The organism is Agrobacterium sp. GD03872, from assembly GCF_029840625.1.
GTDB lineage: Bacteria > Pseudomonadota > Alphaproteobacteria > Rhizobiales > Rhizobiaceae > Agrobacterium > Agrobacterium fabrum_A.
Window position 1 is genome coordinate 319,612 of the sequence record NZ_JAOCCY010000003.1, and the last position, 18,684, is coordinate 338,295.

Consider the following 18,684-nt stretch of genomic DNA (forward strand, 5'->3'; position numbering starts at 1 on the left):
CCAGAGTGCCAAATGCAGATTGAACTTCTGTCTCCTCAATTGATCGACGTCTCCTCTGACGCGAAAAAAGTCTCCCCCGACGCCATTCAGGCGTTGGCTGAAAGTTTCCAGCAAATTGGGCAGCGCGTCCCCGTCGAGGTCGTCGCCGGAACCGAAGGGCGCTATCGACTCGTCTTCGGCGTCAAGCGCCTTGCAGCAGCCGCATCGATCGGCATCGACATCCGCGCCATCGTTCGCCAATCTGACGAATTCGCGAACGAAGCCCAAATCCGCCTGACCGAAATCTCTGAAACGCTCTATCGCCACGAACTGACGGCGCTGGAACACAGCGTCGACGTTGCCGATTGGTGCGCGATCTGGCGGGCAGCAAACCCGGTCCGGCGCGGCCCCAAGCCCAAGCAGGAATTAAGTGCAGAGTCTGCACTAAACTCCGATGTCGAGACGATCGAGACCGCCGCCGCGTTCTCCGGCACTTTCAGCGAGGCAGCGCAGCGCTTCCTCAAGATCAGCCGCCGCAATGTTTTCAACGCCCTCAAGATTGCCGGTATTCCTGCCGACCTGCGGGAGCGTATCGCGCTGGATGACGGCTTGGCCGACAACCAGCAGACCCTTCTGGATATCGCTGGCCAACCATATGAACGCGCCGCCCGTATCGTAGAGCTGCTCATTTCCGGCGAAGCGACAAACTATGCTGACGCCATTGCCATCATCGACCAAGTTCCCCGCGCCAATCCTTTGGCTGCATGGGAAAAGCTCAATGACCGCTTCACACGGCTGAAGCCCAACGAACAGGACGCATTCTTCGCCCTGAACGAAGCTTCTGTCATGCGTTGGCTTGCCGATCGGAAGGCCGCTCGCCGATGAGCAAACGCCGCGACCCTCTCACGAAAGACCTTTTCGAGTGGACGCCGCCGCAGGTGGCGATCCGCTACGAGGAAGGCGTGACTGGTCGCGGCCCGCTCGACAATCGAATTTCTCGCCTCATCGCCCGCGCCCTGCGCGATGCCCGCGATGACGGTTTTCAGCGGTCAGAGATCGCCAGCGCCATGAGCAAATATCTCGGCCGCACGATCTCAAGCGCGATGCTCGACAAATGGGCTTCGGAAGGCAGCGGCGAACACCGCATTCCGCTCGATGCCTTCATCGCGCTCGTTCACGCCACCGAAGCCAAGGAACTGCTCGGATTCGTGCCGGGCGAGTTCGGTCTGACCGTCATCGAGGACGAATACGCCGAGATGATCGAGGACCAGCTCCTTGAGGAGCACATCAAGGAAATGGAGGCGCTGAGAGCAGCTCGCGCCGTAAGGAAGAGAGCACGCCGATGAATAAAGTCAGCAGCATCGCGCCGTTCCTGCAGTTCGTCTGCCGTGTCGCGAAAAGCCAGATCGTAAAAGACGTTTCCGCCTTGTGGGCAGTCGCCTGTTTCATCCTCGGAATGATCTATTTCTCGCAGGTCGCCACGGCGCTTGTCCTGATCGTGAGGGCAACGCGTTGAATACGGTTCCCTTTCCCTCCGAGACCCGACGCCTGAAGGAATGGCTGACAGCGCAAGAGATTGCTGAAGAAGCCCTGCCGGGAATGCCCACAACCAAACAAGGTGTGAATAAGCTCGCAAAAACAGGTGGGTGGTCCACATACCCATCTATGTGCCGATCGCGCTCAAGCGTTGGCGGCGGGCTGGAGTACCACTATCGCCTGTTCCCGACGCTCGCCCAAGTCACCTATGTGCAGCGCTACATGGTTGTCGGCAGTGAGCCTGTGCAGCCGCAGGCCGAGCCGGAAGCCCCAACCTCGGCGGTGCTGACCGATCGCGCCCGGCGCGAACGCGATGCTCGCTTGGCTGTTGTCGCCGCCTTTGAGACCTTCTCAAAGGGCCTTTCAATATCGGTTCAGGCCTCCATGTTCATCTTCTGCGACCGGTGGAACATGAACATGATCCAAGCGGACGCTTGGGTGAAAGATATCCTGCCACAGATTTCGCAGCGTTCGGTTTTTCGGTGGCGCTCGGCTAAACAGGCCGGAGCAAAGGACAAGCTGGCCGTCGATCGGTCGGAGGCGCGCAAGGGTAAAGGCTTGCTCGACACCGCGAATGCAGGTGAGGTTCGCGCATTTGTGCTGGCTTGGATCGCCAAGAACCCGGCGCTGTCGGCCGATGTTATCCGGGGCTATTGCAAGGATCATTTTGGCGCGGAGCTGGTCGACCGCAACGGTGAACTGAAGCCGCTCCCGCCGGAGCGCACCTTCCAGCATTTCATCGCGCAGTTGAAGTCCTCGGAAAAGGTTGTCCTGACCAAAATCACGGACCCGGACAAATTCCGGTCGCACATGAAGCTTTCCGGTACCGGCACCTATCGCCACATCACCGATCCGAATGCACTCTGGATGATCGATGCCTCTCCGGTCGATGCGCTCTGCATCGACGGTCGCCATTCGCTGTATGCCTGCATCGACATTGCCACGCGTCGGCTGGTCATCACCCTGTCGAAAACGCCGCGTGCCTCGGCCGTTGGCCTGATGATGCGCAAAGCGGTCCTGAAATGGGGCGTGGCGAAGATCATCAAGACGGACAACGGCAGTGATTTCGTCGCCGTTTCGATCAAGCGCCTGTTTGCCGATCTCAACATAGAGCCGGACGTTTCCGACGCCTATTCACCGGAACAAAAAGGCCATGTCGAGCGCGTCATCAAGACCTTCCAGCATGAGGTTGGTCCACAGTTGCCCGGTTATATCGGCCATTCTGTCGCCGATCGAAAGGCGATCGAAGGTCGCAAATCGTTTGCGGAGCGTCTCGGCGCTGACGAAAAAGACCTGTTCGAAGTGGCACTCACCGCCGAGCAGCTCCAGCGCCATATCGATGACTGGCTGGAATATGTCTATCACGAGCGCGGCCATGGTGGCCTGAAAGACCGCACTCCGAATGAGGTTGCCGCCGCGTCTCTCGCGAAGATCAACCGCGTTGACGAGCGTGCGCTGGATGCGCTGCTGATGCCGGTCGCTGGCAAGAATGGCCATCGCGTCATGCAGAAGCGCGGCATTCAGAATGACGGCTTCTTCTATCTCGCCGGTTCCATCATGGTCGGCACCGATGTGTTCTGCCGCCTCGATCCGCTCGACATGGGCAAGATGTACGTCTTTGACGGCGAAACCGGACGGTATCTCGATGTCGCCATCTGCCCGGAACTCTCGGACGTCAACCCGCAGGCTTACGTCAAGGCGCAGAAACAGATTGCCTCCGAACTGGTCCGTGAGAAGGAACGCGAGATCAAGGCCGGTATTCGCGAGCTGAAGAAGGGGCCGTCCGGTATCGAGCGCACCATCCGCCTTGCCAAGAAAGAAAAGGCAGAGCGCGAAGCCGGGACCGCCAACGTCATCCAGTTGCCCAAGCGTGAACAGCAGCACAGCACGCCCGCCATTGCCGCCGCACTGGAGGCCATGACCGCACCGAAGGTGCCGCAGCCTGCCACGCTTAACGAGAAGGCGGCGGAAATCCACGCTGCAATCGTCCGCGAGGCCGAGTTGAAGGGCAATTCCACCGTCATTCATCTGGACCCGGACGCCGCACTGACGGACGGCGCACGCATGTTCAAGTGGTCGCAGACCGTCGAGGCGCAGATCGCCTCCGGTGTCGCGATCGATGACGCCACGGCGGGCAAGCTCGCCCGCTACAAGGCCAGCGCCGATTACCAGACGCGCCGGGACATTTTCGAGGATTTCGGGATCGACGCCGCATTGCGCGGCTAGGTCAAGAAAAAGGGGCCGACTGCCATCGACCCCTCTGCATTGCAATAAATACGAGGATCAAAATGACGACACAACCGATAAAAGTCAATGGCGACACGGCTCCGATCAAGAACGTCACTACGGCGCTTAATCTCCTCCGGTCGCTTCAGAACCGTAATCCCCTGCAACCCAACCTTGGCGTTCTCGCCGGTTACTCCGGTTATGGCAAAAGCGTAGCGGCGCTCTATTGCCAGAACAAGACCGGCGCAGCCTATGTCGAAATCCGGGACACATGGACCCGCGCCAAGCTGCTGCGCTCGATCCTCTCCGAACTCGGCATCTACCAGCCACGCGGCACGCTGTCCGACATGGAAGACGAGGTAATCGGCCTCCTTTGCCGCGATCCGCGCCGCCCGCTCATCATTGATGAAGGCGATCTGCTCATCAAAAAGAACCTGATCGAACTGGTGCGCGGCATTGCCAAGGCCAGCGGCGTGCCGGTCCTGCTGATCGGCGAAGAACTGTTCCCGCAGAAGCTGGAACATGTCGGCGACCGCTTCCGCGATCTGGTTCTCGACACGAAATATGCGCATCCCTGCGATCTTGATGATGCCCGCTCGCTGGCCCGGACTTTTTATCCCAACCTGACGATTGCGGATGGCCTGCTCGAAAAGGCCATCACTGAAGGCGAAGGCCGTGTCCGGCGCGTCGGCAACTCCCTGCATAACATTGCCGAGGCGGCAGCGAGGATGGGCGTCAGCTCGATCGACATTGCTGCCTACGAGGGCGGCAACGGCCTGTTCTCCCGCTCGCGCCTGCCCACCAGAAGGGAGGCCGCATAATGCGGGTTACTCCAATCGCCCTCAAGATCGCCGTCGCCAAGGGCCAGCGGGTCCTGACAGGCCGCGACCATTACTGGAAGCTGATGATGGACGCAGATATGCGAAAGCAGCCCTTCAGCGTGGACGATATCTTCGGCCTGTCCAACAACCGTAGCCGCCTGCAGGTATCGGATTTCATCGACATGCTGGAAAAGGCGGAGATCATCCGCCGCACCGGCGAAACGAACCCGCGTGGCATGGCCCTGTTCCGTGTTGCGGCCCGCCAGTCCGCCACGCCGATGTTCAAGCGCGACGGCACCCTGATCGCCGACCAGATGACGGCGCGGCAGGCGCTCTGGAATGCGATGCGCTCGCCTTTCTTCAGGAACGGCTTCAAGCTGATCGACATTTCGGTGCATGCATCGACCGACACGCTGGAAATCAACCAGCGTTCGGCCCGGCTCTATATTTCCTGCCTCCTGCGGGCCGGATATTTGATCGTGCTGCAGAAGGGTACCCGCACCGAACCGACGATCTGGCGACTTGTTCAGAATACCGGCCCGGTCGCGCCGAAGCTCCTGAAAACCCAATGCGTCTATGACCCGAACGCCGAGAAGATTTTCGGCGAGCCAGAAACTGTCGAGGTCGAGCCATGACCCCGACGAAGCCCAAGCCCGACAATCTGGAAAAGGCCCGAGCCGCATGGGGCGAGCAGCCCCCGGAATGGATCGTCGCACTGGCGGAGGCATGCAACGCCGAGAACCAGACGCTGGTCGGTAAACGCATCGGATATGCCGGTTCGACCGTCAGCCAGCTTCTTTCGAACAGCTATCCCGGCGATGTCGGCCGCATCGAGCAGCTCGTGCGCGGAGCGCTCATGTCCGAGACCGTGCGCTGCCCGGTCCTGCAGGAGATCGGCCGGGATATCTGCCTCGGCTGGCAACGCCGCCCCTTCAGCACCGCCAGTGCCAATGCCGTCCGCATGTATCAGGCGTGCCGGAATAATTGCTCTCACAGCCGCATAAAGGAGACGAACAGTGAGCCAGTCTAATCTTCTTTCAGACCGTTTGCGTGAAACCCGCAACCTGATCGCCGACTACCGGCACGGCGGCGTGGTCCTGTCCAGTGAGCAGGTCGAGCTGCTCGTGCAGTGCCTCGACGGTTGCGCGGAAACAGCCAGAGATTTGGAAATCTTTGTGCGTGATTTCCAGCTGGTCAGCCGGGAAGCCCTCGACAGGCTTGTTCCGCCCGCCAGCGCCACGGTCCTGCACATGATGCGTCCTGGCACAAACGTTGTGCCGTTTCCGCGCTCTCCGCACACCTCCTGAAACCGCCTTCGAAGGGCGTTCGAGCGCCCTTCCAATTCCCTTTTAGAACTGAGGAAACGACCTTGAAAAACGCATTGAAGACGAAAACGAAAGCCATCTCCCGCGTACCGCAGAACCGTGAAGACGCCATTTTTGCAGTCGGCCGGATTGGTGTTTTGCGCCGCTCCATCGCAGCGCAGAAGGCGCTGGCTGACGAAGCCATCCGCCTTGTCGGTGAAAAGTTCGAGGCCGACACGGCTGCGATGCTGAAGGAACTCGCCGAACATGAGCGTGGCGTTCAAACCTTCTGCGAAGCAAACCGCCTTGCCCTGACCAATGACGGTAAGGTGAAATATCACGATTTTGGCAACGGCCGGATCAACTGGCGGTCCCGCCCACCGAAGGTGTCCATTCGCGGCGTCAAGGCCGCGATCGAGGCATTCAGGAAACTTGGCCTGAGTGCGTTCATCCGCACCCACGAGGAACTGAACAAGGATGCCATGCTCGCCGATCCCGACAAGGCCCGCCTCGTCAACGGCGTGACGATCTCCTCCGAAGGCGAGGATTTCGTGATCGAACCCGCCGAACTCGAAACCTCTGCGTTGAACTGAGGGCGAGCCGATGAAGAACATTCGCGTAGAAAATCCTGCCACACCGGAAGCCTTCATTCAGGCGATGAACGAATTGGGCGTCGCCTTTCCCTTGACATGCTCTCAGCGGGACATGGGTGTTCTGCTGGATGCAGATGGTGATGAGCTTCTCACCATCGATTCCGCTGGCGCCATGCCCGACGACACCGTCGCGCTGCTTGCCGCAAACATCGTCATGGTGCTGAACAACGCTGCCGGCCATGTCGCCATTGCCGCGATCGTCCCTCTTGAGCAAGGGAACGCAGCGTGACCAGCTTTGCCATCTCCGTAGGGACTGACCCGAACGTACTCCGCGTGACGCCTACCGATGACGGTTTCGGCATCTTTCCGGACGAAGCAGCTGCCGCCACCCGGCTGATCGCCATGGTGGATGAGCGCATGCATGAGCTTCGCAAGTCGGCCACCCACGCCCGGCGCATCTTGCGTGCCGCCAAGAAGAAAGGCGGTGCAGCATGAGCGAGGTATTCATCACCCTGTTCAACGTGATCGGCCTGATCCTCTTGGTTGCCGTAGTCCGCCATGGCTTCCCGGCTGTCATGAGGGCAATTTTCAACCGGGGGGATCACGAATGAGCCAGCCTGTTTCCATCACAGCCAAACACAAAAAGAGCCGAAGCGGCGCAGGCGATCCTTGCCCGCATTGCGGCAAGCTTCTGCGCGGTCAGAAGGGCCTGAAAATGCACATCCAGCAGGAGCATTCACAGGAAGCTGGCCTTTGCGAGTATGAACTGACTGTTCTGAACGCCTTCGCTGGAAGCACGGTCGATGATCTCGTGCAAGGAGCCGCCCTCAATGCTGCCGCCGAGGCGCTTGTTACCTCCGGCTACATGAACCGCAGTGGCGACATCACCGACAAAGGTGCAACCGCTCTCGGCCATTTGCATCCTCTGCGTAAAAAATCGGGTGCGCGATGACCAGCATCTACTTCTCCGACGCGACGTTGAAATCCTTCTCCGCCGCCACCAAGGGCGGAAAGTCCACGATCAAGATCGAGATCGAGACGGCCGATCGCTACCAGATGGCCAGCATTCTCAACCAGCTCGATGAGATCGAAGCCGAACAGAAGGCAGCGAAAACGCCTCGCAAAGCACCCTCCAGAAAGACGGAAGCGCCCTTGTTGGCGCTTCCCGCTCCCCTGAAACAAATCAGCTTTCACGGTGATGACCATGACTGACCCTATCGCCAAGGCAAAAGCCGAAGAGGCCCGCCAGTCGCAAATCCTCGCCGACGCCATCCATAAGGCTATTATCGAGACCGGCGAACAGTTCGAGGTGCCGATCCTGAATGCAGTTGGTGGCGCGCTTGCCACCAATATTGCTGAAGTTCTGGCGTCGATCTCCGATCGCCGTCACCGGAAGATGTTCCGTGACCAGCTCGATCGCGCCGTTTCTCTTGCTCTTGCGCAGGCCGCCACCAGACCGATGGCGCACGTCGAGACCGTCGTCGTCGGAGGTGTCCGCCAGTGACGAGCAAGCGGCAAATCCCTGCGGCCTTTACCAAGGGCTATGTGCTTTGCTCTCCATCGGGAAAGCTTCAGCCGAGCACTTGGGGGGCTACCGCCAAAAAGGCGATCGCAACCAAGTACCGCAAACGCGAGACGTGGGAAAAAGCGCAAAGCCGGGGCTGGTCCGTCCAGCTCGTCTATGTCCGCTTTTTCGTGCCGGTCTTCAAAGCCACCTTCACCACCACCGAAATCAGCGAGATTTGCGAATGAGCACGGTCGAAAACCAAGGTCTTACGGATGAACAGGTCAGCATCGCCCTCAAGATCATCGGCGTCATCCAGCCCCATAGCGCCGACAACGTCATAACCGCGATGGTCTCCATCATTTCGCATGCGATCAGCCAGTCGGACGATCCTGATGGTAACGCTCAGTTTTGGGCGAATACCCTTCGGGAGACTGTCAATTATGCCCTTAAGAATGGTGACCGCCCTCACAGCGGAGGGTCGATCCAGTGAGGCTTTTCCCTGATGTCTGGTGTTTTGGTGACCTGCCGCCGTTCTCTTTCGACTTCATCATGGCCGACCCGCCGTGGCTTTACAAAGTGCGATCGGAAAAGGGCGAAGGCAAATCCGCGCAGGCTCATTACAAGTGCATGCCGCTGGATAAGATCAAGGCCATGCCCGTTCTCGATCTTGCGTCGGAAAACTGCCTGCTCTGGCTCTATGCCACCAACCCGATGCTGTTTCAGGCCTACGAGGTTTTGACCGATTGGGGCTTCGATTTCGTCACGGCAGGTTCTTGGGAAAAGATCACCAAGAACGGGAAGCAGGCGTTTGGGCCGGGCTACGTACTACGCACATCTAACGAACCATACCTCATCGGAAAACGCGGCGAGCCGAAAACCACGAAATCCGTCCGCTCCTCCTTTGCCGGTGTGGTCCGTGGCCACTCCCGCAAACCCGAGGAAGGCTATCGGCACGCTGAAAAGCTCATGCCAAACGCCCGGCGTCTTGAGCTTTTCAGCCGGACCAACCGCAAGGGCTGGACGGTGTGGGGTGATGAAACCGGAAAATTTGGAGAAGCAGCATGAGCATTCAACGTGCGATTTTCGGCGGTTTCCGCCAGCTCGGTATCACTGAGGAAGAAGCGCAGCGCGCCATCTACTCTCGCGTGACAGGACAACCTCGCCTGTCCCTGATGAACGCGCAGCAACAGGACGCTGTCGTGAAGGAACTGCGCCGCCTCGGTTACAAGCCGAAGGCAGTGCGCCGCAATGGCCGCCGTCGCCTCGACGGCCGCTATGTGCCGAAGATGCAGTCGCTGTGGATCGCAGCCTACAATCTCGGCATTGTCGAGGATCGCGAAGACCGGGCGCTGGAGGCGTTCGTCAAGCGCCAGACCGGTCTCGACAGTGGCCGGTGGGTCAATAATGCAGACGATGCCAGAGCGGTTGTCGAGGCCCTGAAAAGCTGGATCGCCCGCGAGGCCGGTGTGGTGTGGGCCGATCGCAAGCCCTGCGAAGCATACACCATGCGCTACGGTTACAAGATCGCGATCGCGCAGCACGCCATGCTGAAATCCATGCTCTGCGACGGCTTTTGGCCTTCGGTGACCGGCATTCTCGATCAGGAGATCACCTATCGCGCCGTGACCGACAAGGAGTGGATCACGGTCATGGATTATTATGGCAAGCTCATTCGTGGCCGCCGTGCACCGAAGACGAAGGCGAGCGCGTGATGGTCGCCTACGGTTTCAAATCCTTCTTCAGTGGCCAGATAGAGAGCGGCCAAAAGCGCCAGACGGTGCGCGGCGACCGCGCCCGTCATGCCCGGCCGGGCGAGCGCGTGCAGCTCTACGAGGCCATGCGCACCAAGTATTGCCGCAAGATCATCACCGATCCGGTCTGCACTCATGTCGTGCCGATCGAGATCGTGGTGAGCGACCTGATCAACGAGCTGGTCGCCAGCATAGTCATCGGCGGTGTGCATCTGCACCGGACAGAGGTCGAGGCATTCGCCCGACGTGATGGTTTTTCGCCCGAGCTGCTCGGCAACAGCTACCCGGCCAAACTCTATGGCCGGACGGCGCGGGAGACGATGGGCCGGTTCTGGATCGCCAATCATCCGGGTGTTTCGAAATTCACCGGCGTCCTGATCCGTTGGCAACCGGAGGCACCGACGCCATGAACCGGGACGTCTCTCCCTCGACAGTCATGCCGCTCTTCGGCTGGCCGGAGCAGCGGGAGATAGACGTCCTTCAGGAGAAGCGGGACGAACTGGCGGCACGCGCCGCCAAGCTCCCGCGATTTTCACACAAACGCCTAGAGCTGGAAGTGCGGCTGAAAGCCTTGACCGAAGAACAACTGAGATTATCGAGCAGGATCAATCATGGAAGATGACCGTTTCGCCCATCTGCCCGTGGTCATGCGCGAGATCGCCGAGGTTGCCGGTCTGGAAGCCGCATGGGCAATCGTTCAGGCGCAGGGCGGCCGTGTGGCCTATATTCCGGCGAAGGCCGTGCCGGGCCATTGGCTGCCGGAACTGGTCGGCATGGAGGCCGCCGCCAAAATCTGCAGTTTCTACAAGGCGGGCGATTCCGGCTACCGTATTCTGGTCCCGATTGCCAAGGACGCCGCGAAGCGGTTAAGATTGGTCAAGGCATTGGCTGACGGCATGTCGGCCCCGGATGCTGCTGCAGCCGCTGGCATGCATGTTCGCTCAGCCTTTCGCGCCCGCAAGCGCATGAAGCACAGCGACGACGATCAGGGCAGTCTTTTCTGAAGAAACATAGGCTGGCACTGACAGTGTCAGGGGCGCGACGGCACAACCTTTGAAGCACATTTGAACGGATTTCAACGAACCGTTCAAGGTGCTTTTTTTATGTCTCCCAACGTCAGTCCGAAAGGACGGAAATTCATCTACGGACACGAAGGCGTCGTCCTGAAAGCCTATCGTGACGTTGTCGGCGTGTGGACGATCGGCCCCGGCCTGACCGCTGCCTCCGGTGTCATCACGCCCAAGGCGGGCATGACGATTACCTCCCAAAAATGCGATGAGCTGTTCGATCTCGCTGTCGGACGCAACTATCTGCCCCGCGTGGTGAAAGCGCTCGGTGCGAATGTCAGCCCTTTCGCGATCGACGCGGGCGTCTCTTTCGACTGGAACACCGGCGCAATCCACAAGGCCTCTTGGGTGAAATCCTTCCTTGCCGGGAAAAACGACGAGGCCCGTCAGCTCCTCGGCCTCTGGAACAAGGCAGGCGGCAAGGTGCTGCGTGGCCTGACGCGCCGCCGTGCTGAAGAAGCGAACATCCTGTTGCTCGGTAAATATCCCGCCGACATCGAGGCGGCATCCGTGACCATTACCGACACGGCCCGGTTTGCTGTTTTTGTGGTGTCGGTGACGACGCCGGAAATCGAGGAGGTCAGAACCGGTCTCACCAGTATCGGTTTTGATGCTGGTATCGTGACCGGCAAAATCCTCCGATCGGCGGTTGAGGGCTTCCAGAAAGCCTACAATCTCACGGTCGACGGCAAGATCGGCAGGGCAACCCTGTCAACCCTGCAGCGCGAAGTGGATGCCCGGCGCAAGGCAAAGAGCGGTGCGGTAACGACCGCTGCCAGCACCACCGTCGCGGCAGGGGATCAGGCCGTCAGCACTGTCACCACGCCAGCGCCCGCCGATCCGACTTCCGTTGTACCGGATCATCTCGTCTCGTGGATCGGTGGCGGTATCGCCGTGATCGCCGTCGCCTATCTCGCATGGCAGGCGTACCAGTACCGTGACATCATCGCCGTGCGCGTGGCCGACAAGGCCCCGCGTCTTGCGCGCTGGCTGCGGAGCTTCTGACATGAGCGCAGCCATCACCTCCATTCTTATCGGGGCCGCCGCGAAAGTCGGCGCTCCCATCGTCAAGGGCGTGCTGGAAAAGCACGTCGGCGGGCTTGCCGGAACGTTGGCCGGAACCGTTGTCGATCAGGTTGCCGAGCGCCTCGGTGTCGAGCCGGAGGCGTTGCCGTCCGTCGATCAGGCCGAACTCGGCGATGCCGTCAGCGATGTCAACGCCAATATGCCGGAGCTGATCGCCCTCTATGAAAAGGGCCTTCAGGGGCAGTTCGCGCTCCTCCTGGCCGAGCAGGCCGAAGGCTTCTGGCAAAGCGCGTGGCGCTGGGGCTGGATGTATCTGCTCGCCTTTCTGTGGATTTGTGCGTTTCTGCTTTTCCCGGTTCTGCGCGTCTTCGGCATCTATATCGACCCGATCGACAGCGCCACGTTGATGACGCTGACCGGCTGGTTCATCTCCCTCTACATGGGCGGCCACACGCTGAAGGAATTCGGCAAGCAGGCGGTCGAGGCCGTCAAGACTTGGAAGCGCACTCCATGAATTTCGGTGGAAATGCTGCCTTTGAGCAGGCCGAACTGCGCGCCGAACAGGAACGGGAGGCCGCGATCGCCGACGCCTCCCGCACCTTGCGCGGCCCCGGCACCATGCAGTGCGAGGATTGCGGCGGCGATATCGCCCGCGAACGCCGCCTCGCATTGCCATCCGCCACACGCTGCATCGTCTGCCAGACCATGCTGGAGAGATCGCGAGTATGACCACCGCAGAAATAGCGCTTTATTGCAGCCTTGCCCTCTCCGCCATCGCGATTTTCGGACACGTAAAAGGCTGGATGAACACGGGCGAAAAGCAACTGACAGAAGATGTCGCTGCCCTGAAAAAACAACAGGCGGCCGATGTCGCGGCGCTGAAAAGCGAAGACGAGTCGCACGAGAAAAAGCTGATCGAACACGACCGCCGCATCCAGTCGGTCGAGAGCGACATGAAATATCTGCCCGACCGGGAAAGCCAGCACCGGCTGGAGCTGGCGCTCGAAAAGGTGAACGGGCGTCTCGACACCCTCAACGAAACCCTCAAGCCGATCAAGGCGAACGGCGAGGCTATGAACGAACTGCTGTTGGAAAGGGCGCGACAGGCCAATGTCTGATATCGGTGTGGATTGGGCGCGGATGCGCCGCGAGCGTGCACGGCTCATCATCCTGAAGGCGCTTGCCGAGCAGGTGAATGGTTCCTTGGACAGCAGCATGATCGAAGAAATCATGCCGAGCTTTGCCATCCGGGAAACACGCCTCTGGATACACGAGCAGATGGAGTATCTGGCGGAACGGGATGCGGTGACGCTCACCAAGGCCGGAACGGTCATGATTGCCACGCTCAATAAACGTGGCCGCCGCCATCTTCAGCGCGACATTGCTATTGAAGGCATCCTGCGCCCCTCCGAGCCGGGTGAATGACCATGGGTCGCGGTCGTTTATCCGGCATTGAGCTGTTGCCTGAAGCCTGCGCCGATGTTGTCGCATGGGCCGCCGAGGAACTTCAGAAGCGTGAGCGAACGCAGACGGAAATCTATGAGGAGTTCGTCGGCAAGCTTGAGGCGCTCGACCAAGAATACCGGGGCGAGCTGGAATTCACCATTCCCTCATTCTCGGCCTTCAATCGCTATTCGATCCGCCTTGCAACGCTGACCCAGCGCCTCAACCAGACGCGGGAAATCGCCACGACGCTTGCCAGCAAGTTCGATGCCGCCGCCTCCGATGATCTCACGCTGATCGCCTCCGAGGCGATCAAGACGCTGGTGTTCGAACTGGTGACGGCGGGTGGCGAGGCCGGGTTCGATCCCAAGGGCGCGAAGGCTCTTGCCGACGCCCTGTTTTCGGCAACCCGTGCGCAGGGCGTCTCGACGGCCCGGCGTCAGAAGGTCGAAGCGGAGTTTTCCAAGAAGGCCGAGAATGTCATCGACAAGGTCTCGAAGGAAATGGGCCTTTCGTCCGAGCGCGTTGCGCAGCTGCGCCGTGACTTCCTCGGCGTGCGACCGGAACACAAGACGGAACCCGAAACCGTCACCACCAGAGGATCGCAGGAATGATGGAAGCTGCCCGCCCAGAGCCGTGCAGCCGGTGCGGTGGCGTCGGGCAGGCTGTCAAACGCATCAACCGTCGCCGTGACGGCACGATCTCCAGCGTCGTCTATGACCCGAAGGTGATCTGCAAGCCCTGCAAGGGCAGCGGCCTTGCCTGCATGGAGGTGCGTCGTGACAGAGAATGAGCTGCCCGGCCTGCCGCGTGGCAAGTGGGACGGCTCGACCGTTCTCGCCAGTCTGGCTGACCTGCCTCCTGAACTGCCCCGCGGGGCGGATGTACCGGACGATCTCGATCCGCTCGCCGAAGGCGTGCTGATGAAACATCAGTCCGAGTGGCTTGCGGACGATTCCGATCTGAAGCTCGGCGAAAAGGGCCGACGCACCGGCATTACCTTTGCCGAGGCGACCGACGCGACCCTGATTTCGTCATCGGCTCCCAGCGCCGGTGGCCAGAACTATTTCTATATCGGCGACACCAAGGACAAGGGCCGCGAATTCATCGGCTATGTCGCCAAGTTCGCGAAGACGATCGCTGACGATCTCGGCCAGATCGAGGAGTTCCTGTTTGAAGACGAGCTGAAGGACGGCTCGACGCGGTACATCGCCGCCTACCGGGTGCGCTTCCGGTCGGGCTATCGTGTCGAGGCGCTATCGTCGCGGCCGGAAAACATCCGTGGTTTGCAGGGAACTGTCTGCATTGACGAGGCCGCCTATCACCGCGACGTGCGCGGCGTCCTCGATGCCGTCAACGCGCTGCTGATCTGGGGCGGCAAAATCCGCGTGATCTCGACCCACAACGGCGTCCTCAATCCGTTCAACGAACTGATCCGGGAAGCGCACGCCGGGAAAATCCCGTTCTCGGTCCATCACATTCCGTTCGCCCTCGCTGTCAAGAACGGCCTCTTCCGGCGTGTCTGCATGCTCAAGGGCGAAGAGTGGACCCAAGCGGGACAGGACGCATGGGAAAAGAAAATCCGTGGCTCCTACGGCGTTCGTCTTAGCGCCATGCGGCAGGAGCTGGACGCGATCCCGGCCGATCAGGCAGGAGCAGCCCTCACTCGCGTCCAGATCGAAAGCCGCATGGAGAAGGATATCCCGATCCTGCGCTATGCCCAGACCGACGATTTCAAGAACTGGGGTGAAGAGGACCGCACGGCCGAGGCGCTGAAGTGGTGCAAGGAAAACCTGATCGCCGTTCTGGAGCGGCTCGACCATCGCCGTCAGCATGTGTTCGGCGTGGACTTTGCCCGCAGCGGTGATGCCACCGCGATCGTGTTGATGGAGATCGGTCAGGACCTCGTCAGGCGCACCCGCTTCATTGTCGAGCTGCACAACATGCCGTTCGACCAGCAGCGCGAGATCCTTTTCTATGTTTGCGATCGCATCCCAAGCCTTGCCGGGGGCGCGCTCGATGCCGGTGGCAACGGTTCGTATCTCGCGGAAAAAGCGACCCAGAGATACGGCTCCAGCATCATTGAAGTGAAATTCTCCGAACAATGGTATCGCCGCGAGATGACCGCCTATGTCGCCGCATTCGGCGACCAGACGATCGTCCTGCCGCTTGATGCCGATGTTCTGGCCGACCATCAGGCGCTCGCCTATGTGAGCGGCGGCTATATCAAGGTGCCGGACGGCCATCGCTTCAAGGGCGCGAACGGTTTCAACCGTCACGGCGACACCGCGATCGCCGGAGCCTTGGCCTATTTCGCATCGCGATCCGAACTTGAATACTTCGGTTACACCACGATCGATGAACTGGACACCATGGACGGCGTCCAGCTCTTCGAGGCGGTATCGACCGGAGACGCTCTTATCCCGACATTGAATGGAGGTCTTCACTGATGGCCACGCCACCCCGGATCATCGACCAGTGGGGAAACCCGATCTCGACCACAGTCCTTGAAGATGAATTCGCCGCCCCCACCTTGGGCGGCATTCATTCTGTATGGCAGGAAACCATTGTCAGCGGCCTGACCCCGCATGCACTTGCCGAGGTTCTGCGACAGGCAGGTCGCGGTTATCCCGATCGCTTCTTTTCGCTTGCGACCGACATGGAGGAACGCGACCTGCATTATGCGGCTGTGCTTGGCACCCGCAAGCGGGCGCTGACCGGTATCACGCCGCTTGTCGTCGCCGCGTCGAACTCAGCCGAGGACGAGAAGATTGCCGAGGCCGTGCGCGAAATGATCGGCCAGCCCGAGTTCGTGGACGATTATCTGACCGACCTGCTCGACGCCTTGGGCAAGGGCTATTCGGTTGTCGAGACCATTTGGGACCGCAGCGCCAAGGAATGGTGGCCGAAACGATATGAGTGGCGCGACCAGCGGCATTTCTTGATCGACCAGCGCGACGGCCGCACGCTCCGCCTGAAGGACAGCAGCATTGAAGGCGTTGACCTGCCGCCCTTCAAGTTCTCGATTCATCGCCCGAAGCTGATGTCCGGCCTGCCGATCCGCGCCGGTCTCGCCCGGCTGGCGGCGTGGGCATTCCTCTACAAGAGCTATACGCTCAAGGACTGGATGGCCTTTCTGGAAGTTTACGGCATGCCGCTGCGCGTCGGCCGCTATAGCCGCAATGCCAAGGATGCCGAGAAGCGCGTGCTTCTGACGGCGGTGCGCAACATCAGCTCGGACGCTGCAGCCATTATCCCGAAGGAAATGGAGATCGAGTTTATCGAGGCCAAGGGTGGCACCGGCAATGCCGTCTTTTCGGCCAAGGCGGAATATCTCGACCGGCAGATTTCCAAGGGCGTGCTTGGCCAGACCATGACCACGGATGACGGCTCTTCGCTTGGACAGGCGGCTGTGCATGAAAATGTGCGTCATGACATTGCCCGCGCCGACGCCCGCCAGACGGCGGTGACCGCCAACCGCGATCTTATCCGGCCGTTCGTGGACCTGAATTTCGGGCCTCGTGACAAATATCCGACGATGGTCATCCCGATCACCGAAAACGAGGATATCAAGGCGCTGGTCGAGGCGGTGACGGCGCTGGTGCCGCTCGGCCTTGAAGTTTCCATGTCCAAGGTGCGCGAGCGCATCGGTTTCGAGGAGCCGGACGAAGATGAAAAACTTCTCAAAACCGTTGTGCCTGGCACAGCCCTGCCGAAGCCCGAGGAGCCGCCAGCGCCGGGGAAAAACAACCCGCTGAAGCCGAAGGACAGCGCACAGGCTCGCGTCCAGCCTTGCGCCCATTGCGGCGGTTTTCATGCTGTCGCGGCTGACCAGCGACCCGAACTGGAGGCGCTTGCCGACGATGCCCTGTCGGAATGGGAAACCGATCTTGAGCCGCTCGTAAAGCCGCTTCAAAGGCTCTTTGAAACGTCGAAAAGCTATGCGCAGCTTGAGGCCGGTCTCGATGACCTGATTGCCAAGATGGATGCCGGGCCGCTCGCCGACCGGCTTGCCAAGCTGCAGATGAAAGCCAGAGGTTTGGGGGATATCGGCGATGGGCGTAGCTGATATCTTCAAGACCGCGCCGAAGGAAGTCACCCGGTATTTTGACGGCAAGGCCAGCCTGCCGACATTCGACTGGCGGGATATCGCGCCGGAGGAACATGCGTTTTCCTTCACCGTCGCCAAGTCGGCCGGTTACGACATTCTGGACGATGTCCGCTCTGCGATCTCCGAAGCGATCACCGGCAAGACGCCGTTTGAGGAGTTTCAGCGCAGCCTCATGCCGGTGCTGCAGCAGAAGGGCTGGTGGGGCAAGACGCTGGCGATCGACCCGGAGACCGGCGAGGAGAAGCTCGTGCAGCTCGGCTCGCCGCGCCGCCTGCGCACCATCTATTGGGCAAACACCATGTCGGCGCATGCGGCGGGCGAATGGGAGCGGACGCAACGGAACAAGGATTTCCTGCCCTTCCTCGTCTACACCCTGTCCACGGCCGAGCGGAAACGGCTGGAGCATGAAGGCTGGGTCGGTTTTGTCGCTCCGGTGGACGATCCGATATGGAACCGCCTCTATCCGCCGAACGGCTGGGGCTGCATGTGCGGTGTGCGCCAGATCTCGCGCAGCGAGGCGATCCGCCTCGGCTGGCGCGAGGACACGCCCGTCATGCCGCTGGTCGAGAAGCCATGGGTGAACAAGCGTACCGGTGAAACCCGCATGGTGCCGGTCGGCATCGATCCGGGCTGGGACACCAACCCCGGCAAGTATCGCGGCCAGAATGTTTCCCGCTTTCTTGAGGAGCGTCTCGGCTCCATGCCCGCCGATCGGCAGCGCATCGCCATCCGCGATATTGTCCGCTCTCCGCTCCTGCAGGCGATGGCAGGCGGCAAGATGCCGAAATCCTATTTGCCGGTGGCGCAGATGCCGGGACCGGCTGTCGAGGCGCTTGGCGCATCCACCTCGGTTGTTCGCCTGTCGTCGGACAGCCTCGTCCATATTCTTCAGGAGCGGGCCGAGCGCGGGCTTGATCTTGAAAATATCGAGGCGGCGATCGAGGTCATCATCAATCCGGCCGCGATCATCCGCAGCGCCTCGACCAACGCCGTTTCCCTGCTTGGTAAATCATCGGACGGCTTCTGGTGGCGGCTCGCCGTGAAGACGGCCGGGAACGGTTCGGAATGGTGGCTGACCAGCTTCCATCGCAAAAGCTACGCCGAGACATACAAGGTTATCGAGCGGGCGAAGCGGGCTGGAAATCTGATTGAGGGGGATTGAAAGGCGCGGAGGGTCGGCACTCCCTCGTTGATCCGGTAAAACCGTCCAAGTAAACCTTGCTCGCGCCTGTCATCAATATGCGCCCGAACCCCGAAATTATCAAGCCGGGCTTTGCTCCAGCACCGGATTGAAATAAACGGCCACAGAGCGCGACGGCG

31 protein-coding genes are annotated in these 18,684 nt (G+C 60.5%); all 31 read left to right on the top strand.

Annotated elements, in window-relative coordinates; all coding sequences use genetic code 11:
* The first annotated feature begins 12 nt into the window (after positions 1–12).
* The 31 genes from N5D22_RS09115 to N5D22_RS09265 all read left to right on the top strand — a co-directional run bounded on the left by N5D22_RS09115 (position 13) and on the right by N5D22_RS09265 (position 18,526).
* The gene (locus N5D22_RS09115; RefSeq protein WP_271045446.1) at positions 13–864 is read left to right on the top strand and encodes a ParB N-terminal domain-containing protein; all 852 of its coding nucleotides are present in this window, start codon (positions 13–15) and stop codon (positions 862–864) included.
* Positions 861–1,325, top strand: coding sequence for a hypothetical protein (locus tag N5D22_RS09120; protein WP_271045445.1), 465 nt, complete (start codon positions 861–863; stop codon positions 1,323–1,325). Before N5D22_RS09115 ends, N5D22_RS09120 begins: the two co-directional genes overlap by 4 nt.
* Positions 1,322–1,495 carry a hypothetical protein gene (locus tag N5D22_RS09125; RefSeq protein WP_169692095.1) on the top strand — a complete coding sequence of 58 codons (174 nt, stop codon included), beginning with the start codon at positions 1,322–1,324 and terminating at the stop codon, positions 1,493–1,495. The genes N5D22_RS09120 and N5D22_RS09125 overlap by 4 nt, the downstream gene beginning before the upstream one ends.
* Complete coding sequence (locus tag N5D22_RS09130; protein WP_279656128.1) at positions 1,492–3,741, top strand: DDE-type integrase/transposase/recombinase; 2,250 nt, start codon at positions 1,492–1,494, stop codon at positions 3,739–3,741. Before N5D22_RS09125 ends, N5D22_RS09130 begins: the two co-directional genes overlap by 4 nt.
* Before the next feature lie 62 nt (positions 3,742–3,803).
* Positions 3,804–4,562 (top strand): ATP-binding protein, encoded by a 759-nt coding sequence (locus tag N5D22_RS09135; protein WP_279656129.1) that lies wholly within the window; start codon positions 3,804–3,806, stop codon positions 4,560–4,562.
* The gene (locus N5D22_RS09140) at positions 4,562–5,197 is read left to right on the top strand and encodes a hypothetical protein (protein WP_279656130.1); all 636 of its coding nucleotides are present in this window, start codon (positions 4,562–4,564) and stop codon (positions 5,195–5,197) included. Before N5D22_RS09135 ends, N5D22_RS09140 begins: the two co-directional genes overlap by 1 nt.
* Complete coding sequence (locus tag N5D22_RS09145; RefSeq protein ID WP_279656131.1) at positions 5,194–5,592, top strand: transcriptional regulator; 399 nt, start codon at positions 5,194–5,196, stop codon at positions 5,590–5,592. Before N5D22_RS09140 ends, N5D22_RS09145 begins: the two co-directional genes overlap by 4 nt.
* Positions 5,579–5,869, top strand: coding sequence for a hypothetical protein (locus tag N5D22_RS09150; RefSeq protein WP_279656132.1), 291 nt, complete (start codon positions 5,579–5,581; stop codon positions 5,867–5,869). The genes N5D22_RS09145 and N5D22_RS09150 overlap by 14 nt, the downstream gene beginning before the upstream one ends.
* Positions 5,870–5,931: 62 nt before the next feature.
* Positions 5,932–6,459: a host-nuclease inhibitor Gam family protein gene (locus tag N5D22_RS09155; protein ID WP_279656133.1), complete on the top strand. Its 528-nt coding sequence runs from the start codon at positions 5,932–5,934 to the stop codon at positions 6,457–6,459.
* Positions 6,460–6,469: 10 nt separating this feature from the next.
* Positions 6,470–6,748, top strand: coding sequence for a hypothetical protein (locus N5D22_RS09160; RefSeq protein ID WP_279656134.1), 279 nt, complete (start codon positions 6,470–6,472; stop codon positions 6,746–6,748).
* Positions 6,745–6,954: a hypothetical protein gene (locus N5D22_RS09165; protein WP_279656135.1), complete on the top strand. Its 210-nt coding sequence runs from the start codon at positions 6,745–6,747 to the stop codon at positions 6,952–6,954. The genes N5D22_RS09160 and N5D22_RS09165 overlap by 4 nt, the downstream gene beginning before the upstream one ends.
* 112 nt (positions 6,955–7,066) lie before the next feature.
* Positions 7,067–7,411, top strand: a complete 345-nt coding sequence (locus N5D22_RS09170) for a hypothetical protein (RefSeq protein WP_279656136.1) — start codon at positions 7,067–7,069, stop codon at positions 7,409–7,411.
* On the top strand, positions 7,408–7,671 hold the full coding sequence (locus N5D22_RS09175; RefSeq protein WP_279656137.1) for a hypothetical protein: 264 nt from the start codon (positions 7,408–7,410) through the stop codon (positions 7,669–7,671). Before N5D22_RS09170 ends, N5D22_RS09175 begins: the two co-directional genes overlap by 4 nt.
* On the top strand, positions 7,664–7,963 hold the full coding sequence (locus tag N5D22_RS09180; protein ID WP_279656138.1) for a hypothetical protein: 300 nt from the start codon (positions 7,664–7,666) through the stop codon (positions 7,961–7,963). The genes N5D22_RS09175 and N5D22_RS09180 overlap by 8 nt, the downstream gene beginning before the upstream one ends.
* Positions 7,960–8,211, top strand: a complete 252-nt coding sequence (locus tag N5D22_RS09185) for a hypothetical protein (protein ID WP_279656139.1) — start codon at positions 7,960–7,962, stop codon at positions 8,209–8,211. Before N5D22_RS09180 ends, N5D22_RS09185 begins: the two co-directional genes overlap by 4 nt.
* Entirely contained in the window at positions 8,208–8,456 is a 249-nt protein-coding gene (locus N5D22_RS09190; RefSeq protein WP_279656140.1) for a hypothetical protein, read from the top strand. The genes N5D22_RS09185 and N5D22_RS09190 overlap by 4 nt, the downstream gene beginning before the upstream one ends.
* Positions 8,453–9,031: an MT-A70 family methyltransferase gene (locus N5D22_RS09195; protein ID WP_052817269.1), complete on the top strand. Its 579-nt coding sequence runs from the start codon at positions 8,453–8,455 to the stop codon at positions 9,029–9,031. Before N5D22_RS09190 ends, N5D22_RS09195 begins: the two co-directional genes overlap by 4 nt.
* The gene (locus N5D22_RS09200) at positions 9,028–9,678 is read left to right on the top strand and encodes a regulatory protein GemA (protein WP_279656141.1); all 651 of its coding nucleotides are present in this window, start codon (positions 9,028–9,030) and stop codon (positions 9,676–9,678) included. Before N5D22_RS09195 ends, N5D22_RS09200 begins: the two co-directional genes overlap by 4 nt.
* Positions 9,678–10,127: an ASCH domain-containing protein gene (locus N5D22_RS09205; protein WP_279656415.1), complete on the top strand. Its 450-nt coding sequence runs from the start codon at positions 9,678–9,680 to the stop codon at positions 10,125–10,127. Before N5D22_RS09200 ends, N5D22_RS09205 begins: the two co-directional genes overlap by 1 nt.
* The gene (locus N5D22_RS09210; protein ID WP_279656142.1) at positions 10,124–10,339 is read left to right on the top strand and encodes a hypothetical protein; all 216 of its coding nucleotides are present in this window, start codon (positions 10,124–10,126) and stop codon (positions 10,337–10,339) included. The genes N5D22_RS09205 and N5D22_RS09210 overlap by 4 nt, the downstream gene beginning before the upstream one ends.
* A complete protein-coding gene (locus N5D22_RS09215) occupies positions 10,329–10,721 on the top strand; it encodes a helix-turn-helix domain-containing protein (protein WP_279656143.1) in 393 nt (130 codons plus the stop codon). The genes N5D22_RS09210 and N5D22_RS09215 overlap by 11 nt, the downstream gene beginning before the upstream one ends.
* 99 nt (positions 10,722–10,820) lie before the next feature.
* Entirely contained in the window at positions 10,821–11,789 is a 969-nt protein-coding gene (locus N5D22_RS09220) for a peptidoglycan-binding protein (RefSeq protein WP_279656144.1), read from the top strand.
* 1 nt (position 11,790) lies between these two features.
* Positions 11,791–12,324, top strand: coding sequence for a hypothetical protein (locus tag N5D22_RS09225; protein ID WP_279656145.1), 534 nt, complete (start codon positions 11,791–11,793; stop codon positions 12,322–12,324).
* Complete coding sequence (locus N5D22_RS09230; protein WP_052817252.1) at positions 12,321–12,539, top strand: TraR/DksA C4-type zinc finger protein; 219 nt, start codon at positions 12,321–12,323, stop codon at positions 12,537–12,539. The genes N5D22_RS09225 and N5D22_RS09230 overlap by 4 nt, the downstream gene beginning before the upstream one ends.
* Complete coding sequence (locus tag N5D22_RS09235) at positions 12,536–12,928, top strand: DUF2730 family protein (protein ID WP_052817249.1); 393 nt, start codon at positions 12,536–12,538, stop codon at positions 12,926–12,928. Before N5D22_RS09230 ends, N5D22_RS09235 begins: the two co-directional genes overlap by 4 nt.
* Positions 12,921–13,235: a hypothetical protein gene (locus N5D22_RS09240; protein ID WP_052817246.1), complete on the top strand. Its 315-nt coding sequence runs from the start codon at positions 12,921–12,923 to the stop codon at positions 13,233–13,235. Before N5D22_RS09235 ends, N5D22_RS09240 begins: the two co-directional genes overlap by 8 nt.
* Entirely contained in the window at positions 13,232–13,867 is a 636-nt protein-coding gene (locus tag N5D22_RS09245) for a DUF3486 family protein (protein WP_269699217.1), read from the top strand. The genes N5D22_RS09240 and N5D22_RS09245 overlap by 4 nt, the downstream gene beginning before the upstream one ends.
* Positions 13,864–14,046, top strand: a complete 183-nt coding sequence (locus N5D22_RS09250; RefSeq protein WP_271045430.1) for a hypothetical protein — start codon at positions 13,864–13,866, stop codon at positions 14,044–14,046. The genes N5D22_RS09245 and N5D22_RS09250 overlap by 4 nt, the downstream gene beginning before the upstream one ends.
* A 130-nt stretch (positions 14,047–14,176) precedes the next feature.
* On the top strand, positions 14,177–15,703 hold the full coding sequence (locus N5D22_RS09255; protein ID WP_279656416.1) for a hypothetical protein: 1,527 nt from the start codon (positions 14,177–14,179) through the stop codon (positions 15,701–15,703).
* On the top strand, positions 15,703–17,322 hold the full coding sequence (locus N5D22_RS09260; RefSeq protein ID WP_279656146.1) for a DUF935 domain-containing protein: 1,620 nt from the start codon (positions 15,703–15,705) through the stop codon (positions 17,320–17,322). The genes N5D22_RS09255 and N5D22_RS09260 overlap by 1 nt, the downstream gene beginning before the upstream one ends.
* Positions 17,309–18,526 (top strand): phage minor head protein, encoded by a 1,218-nt coding sequence (locus N5D22_RS09265; protein ID WP_279656147.1) that lies wholly within the window; start codon positions 17,309–17,311, stop codon positions 18,524–18,526. Before N5D22_RS09260 ends, N5D22_RS09265 begins: the two co-directional genes overlap by 14 nt.
* Positions 18,527–18,684: the final 158 nt, after the last annotated feature.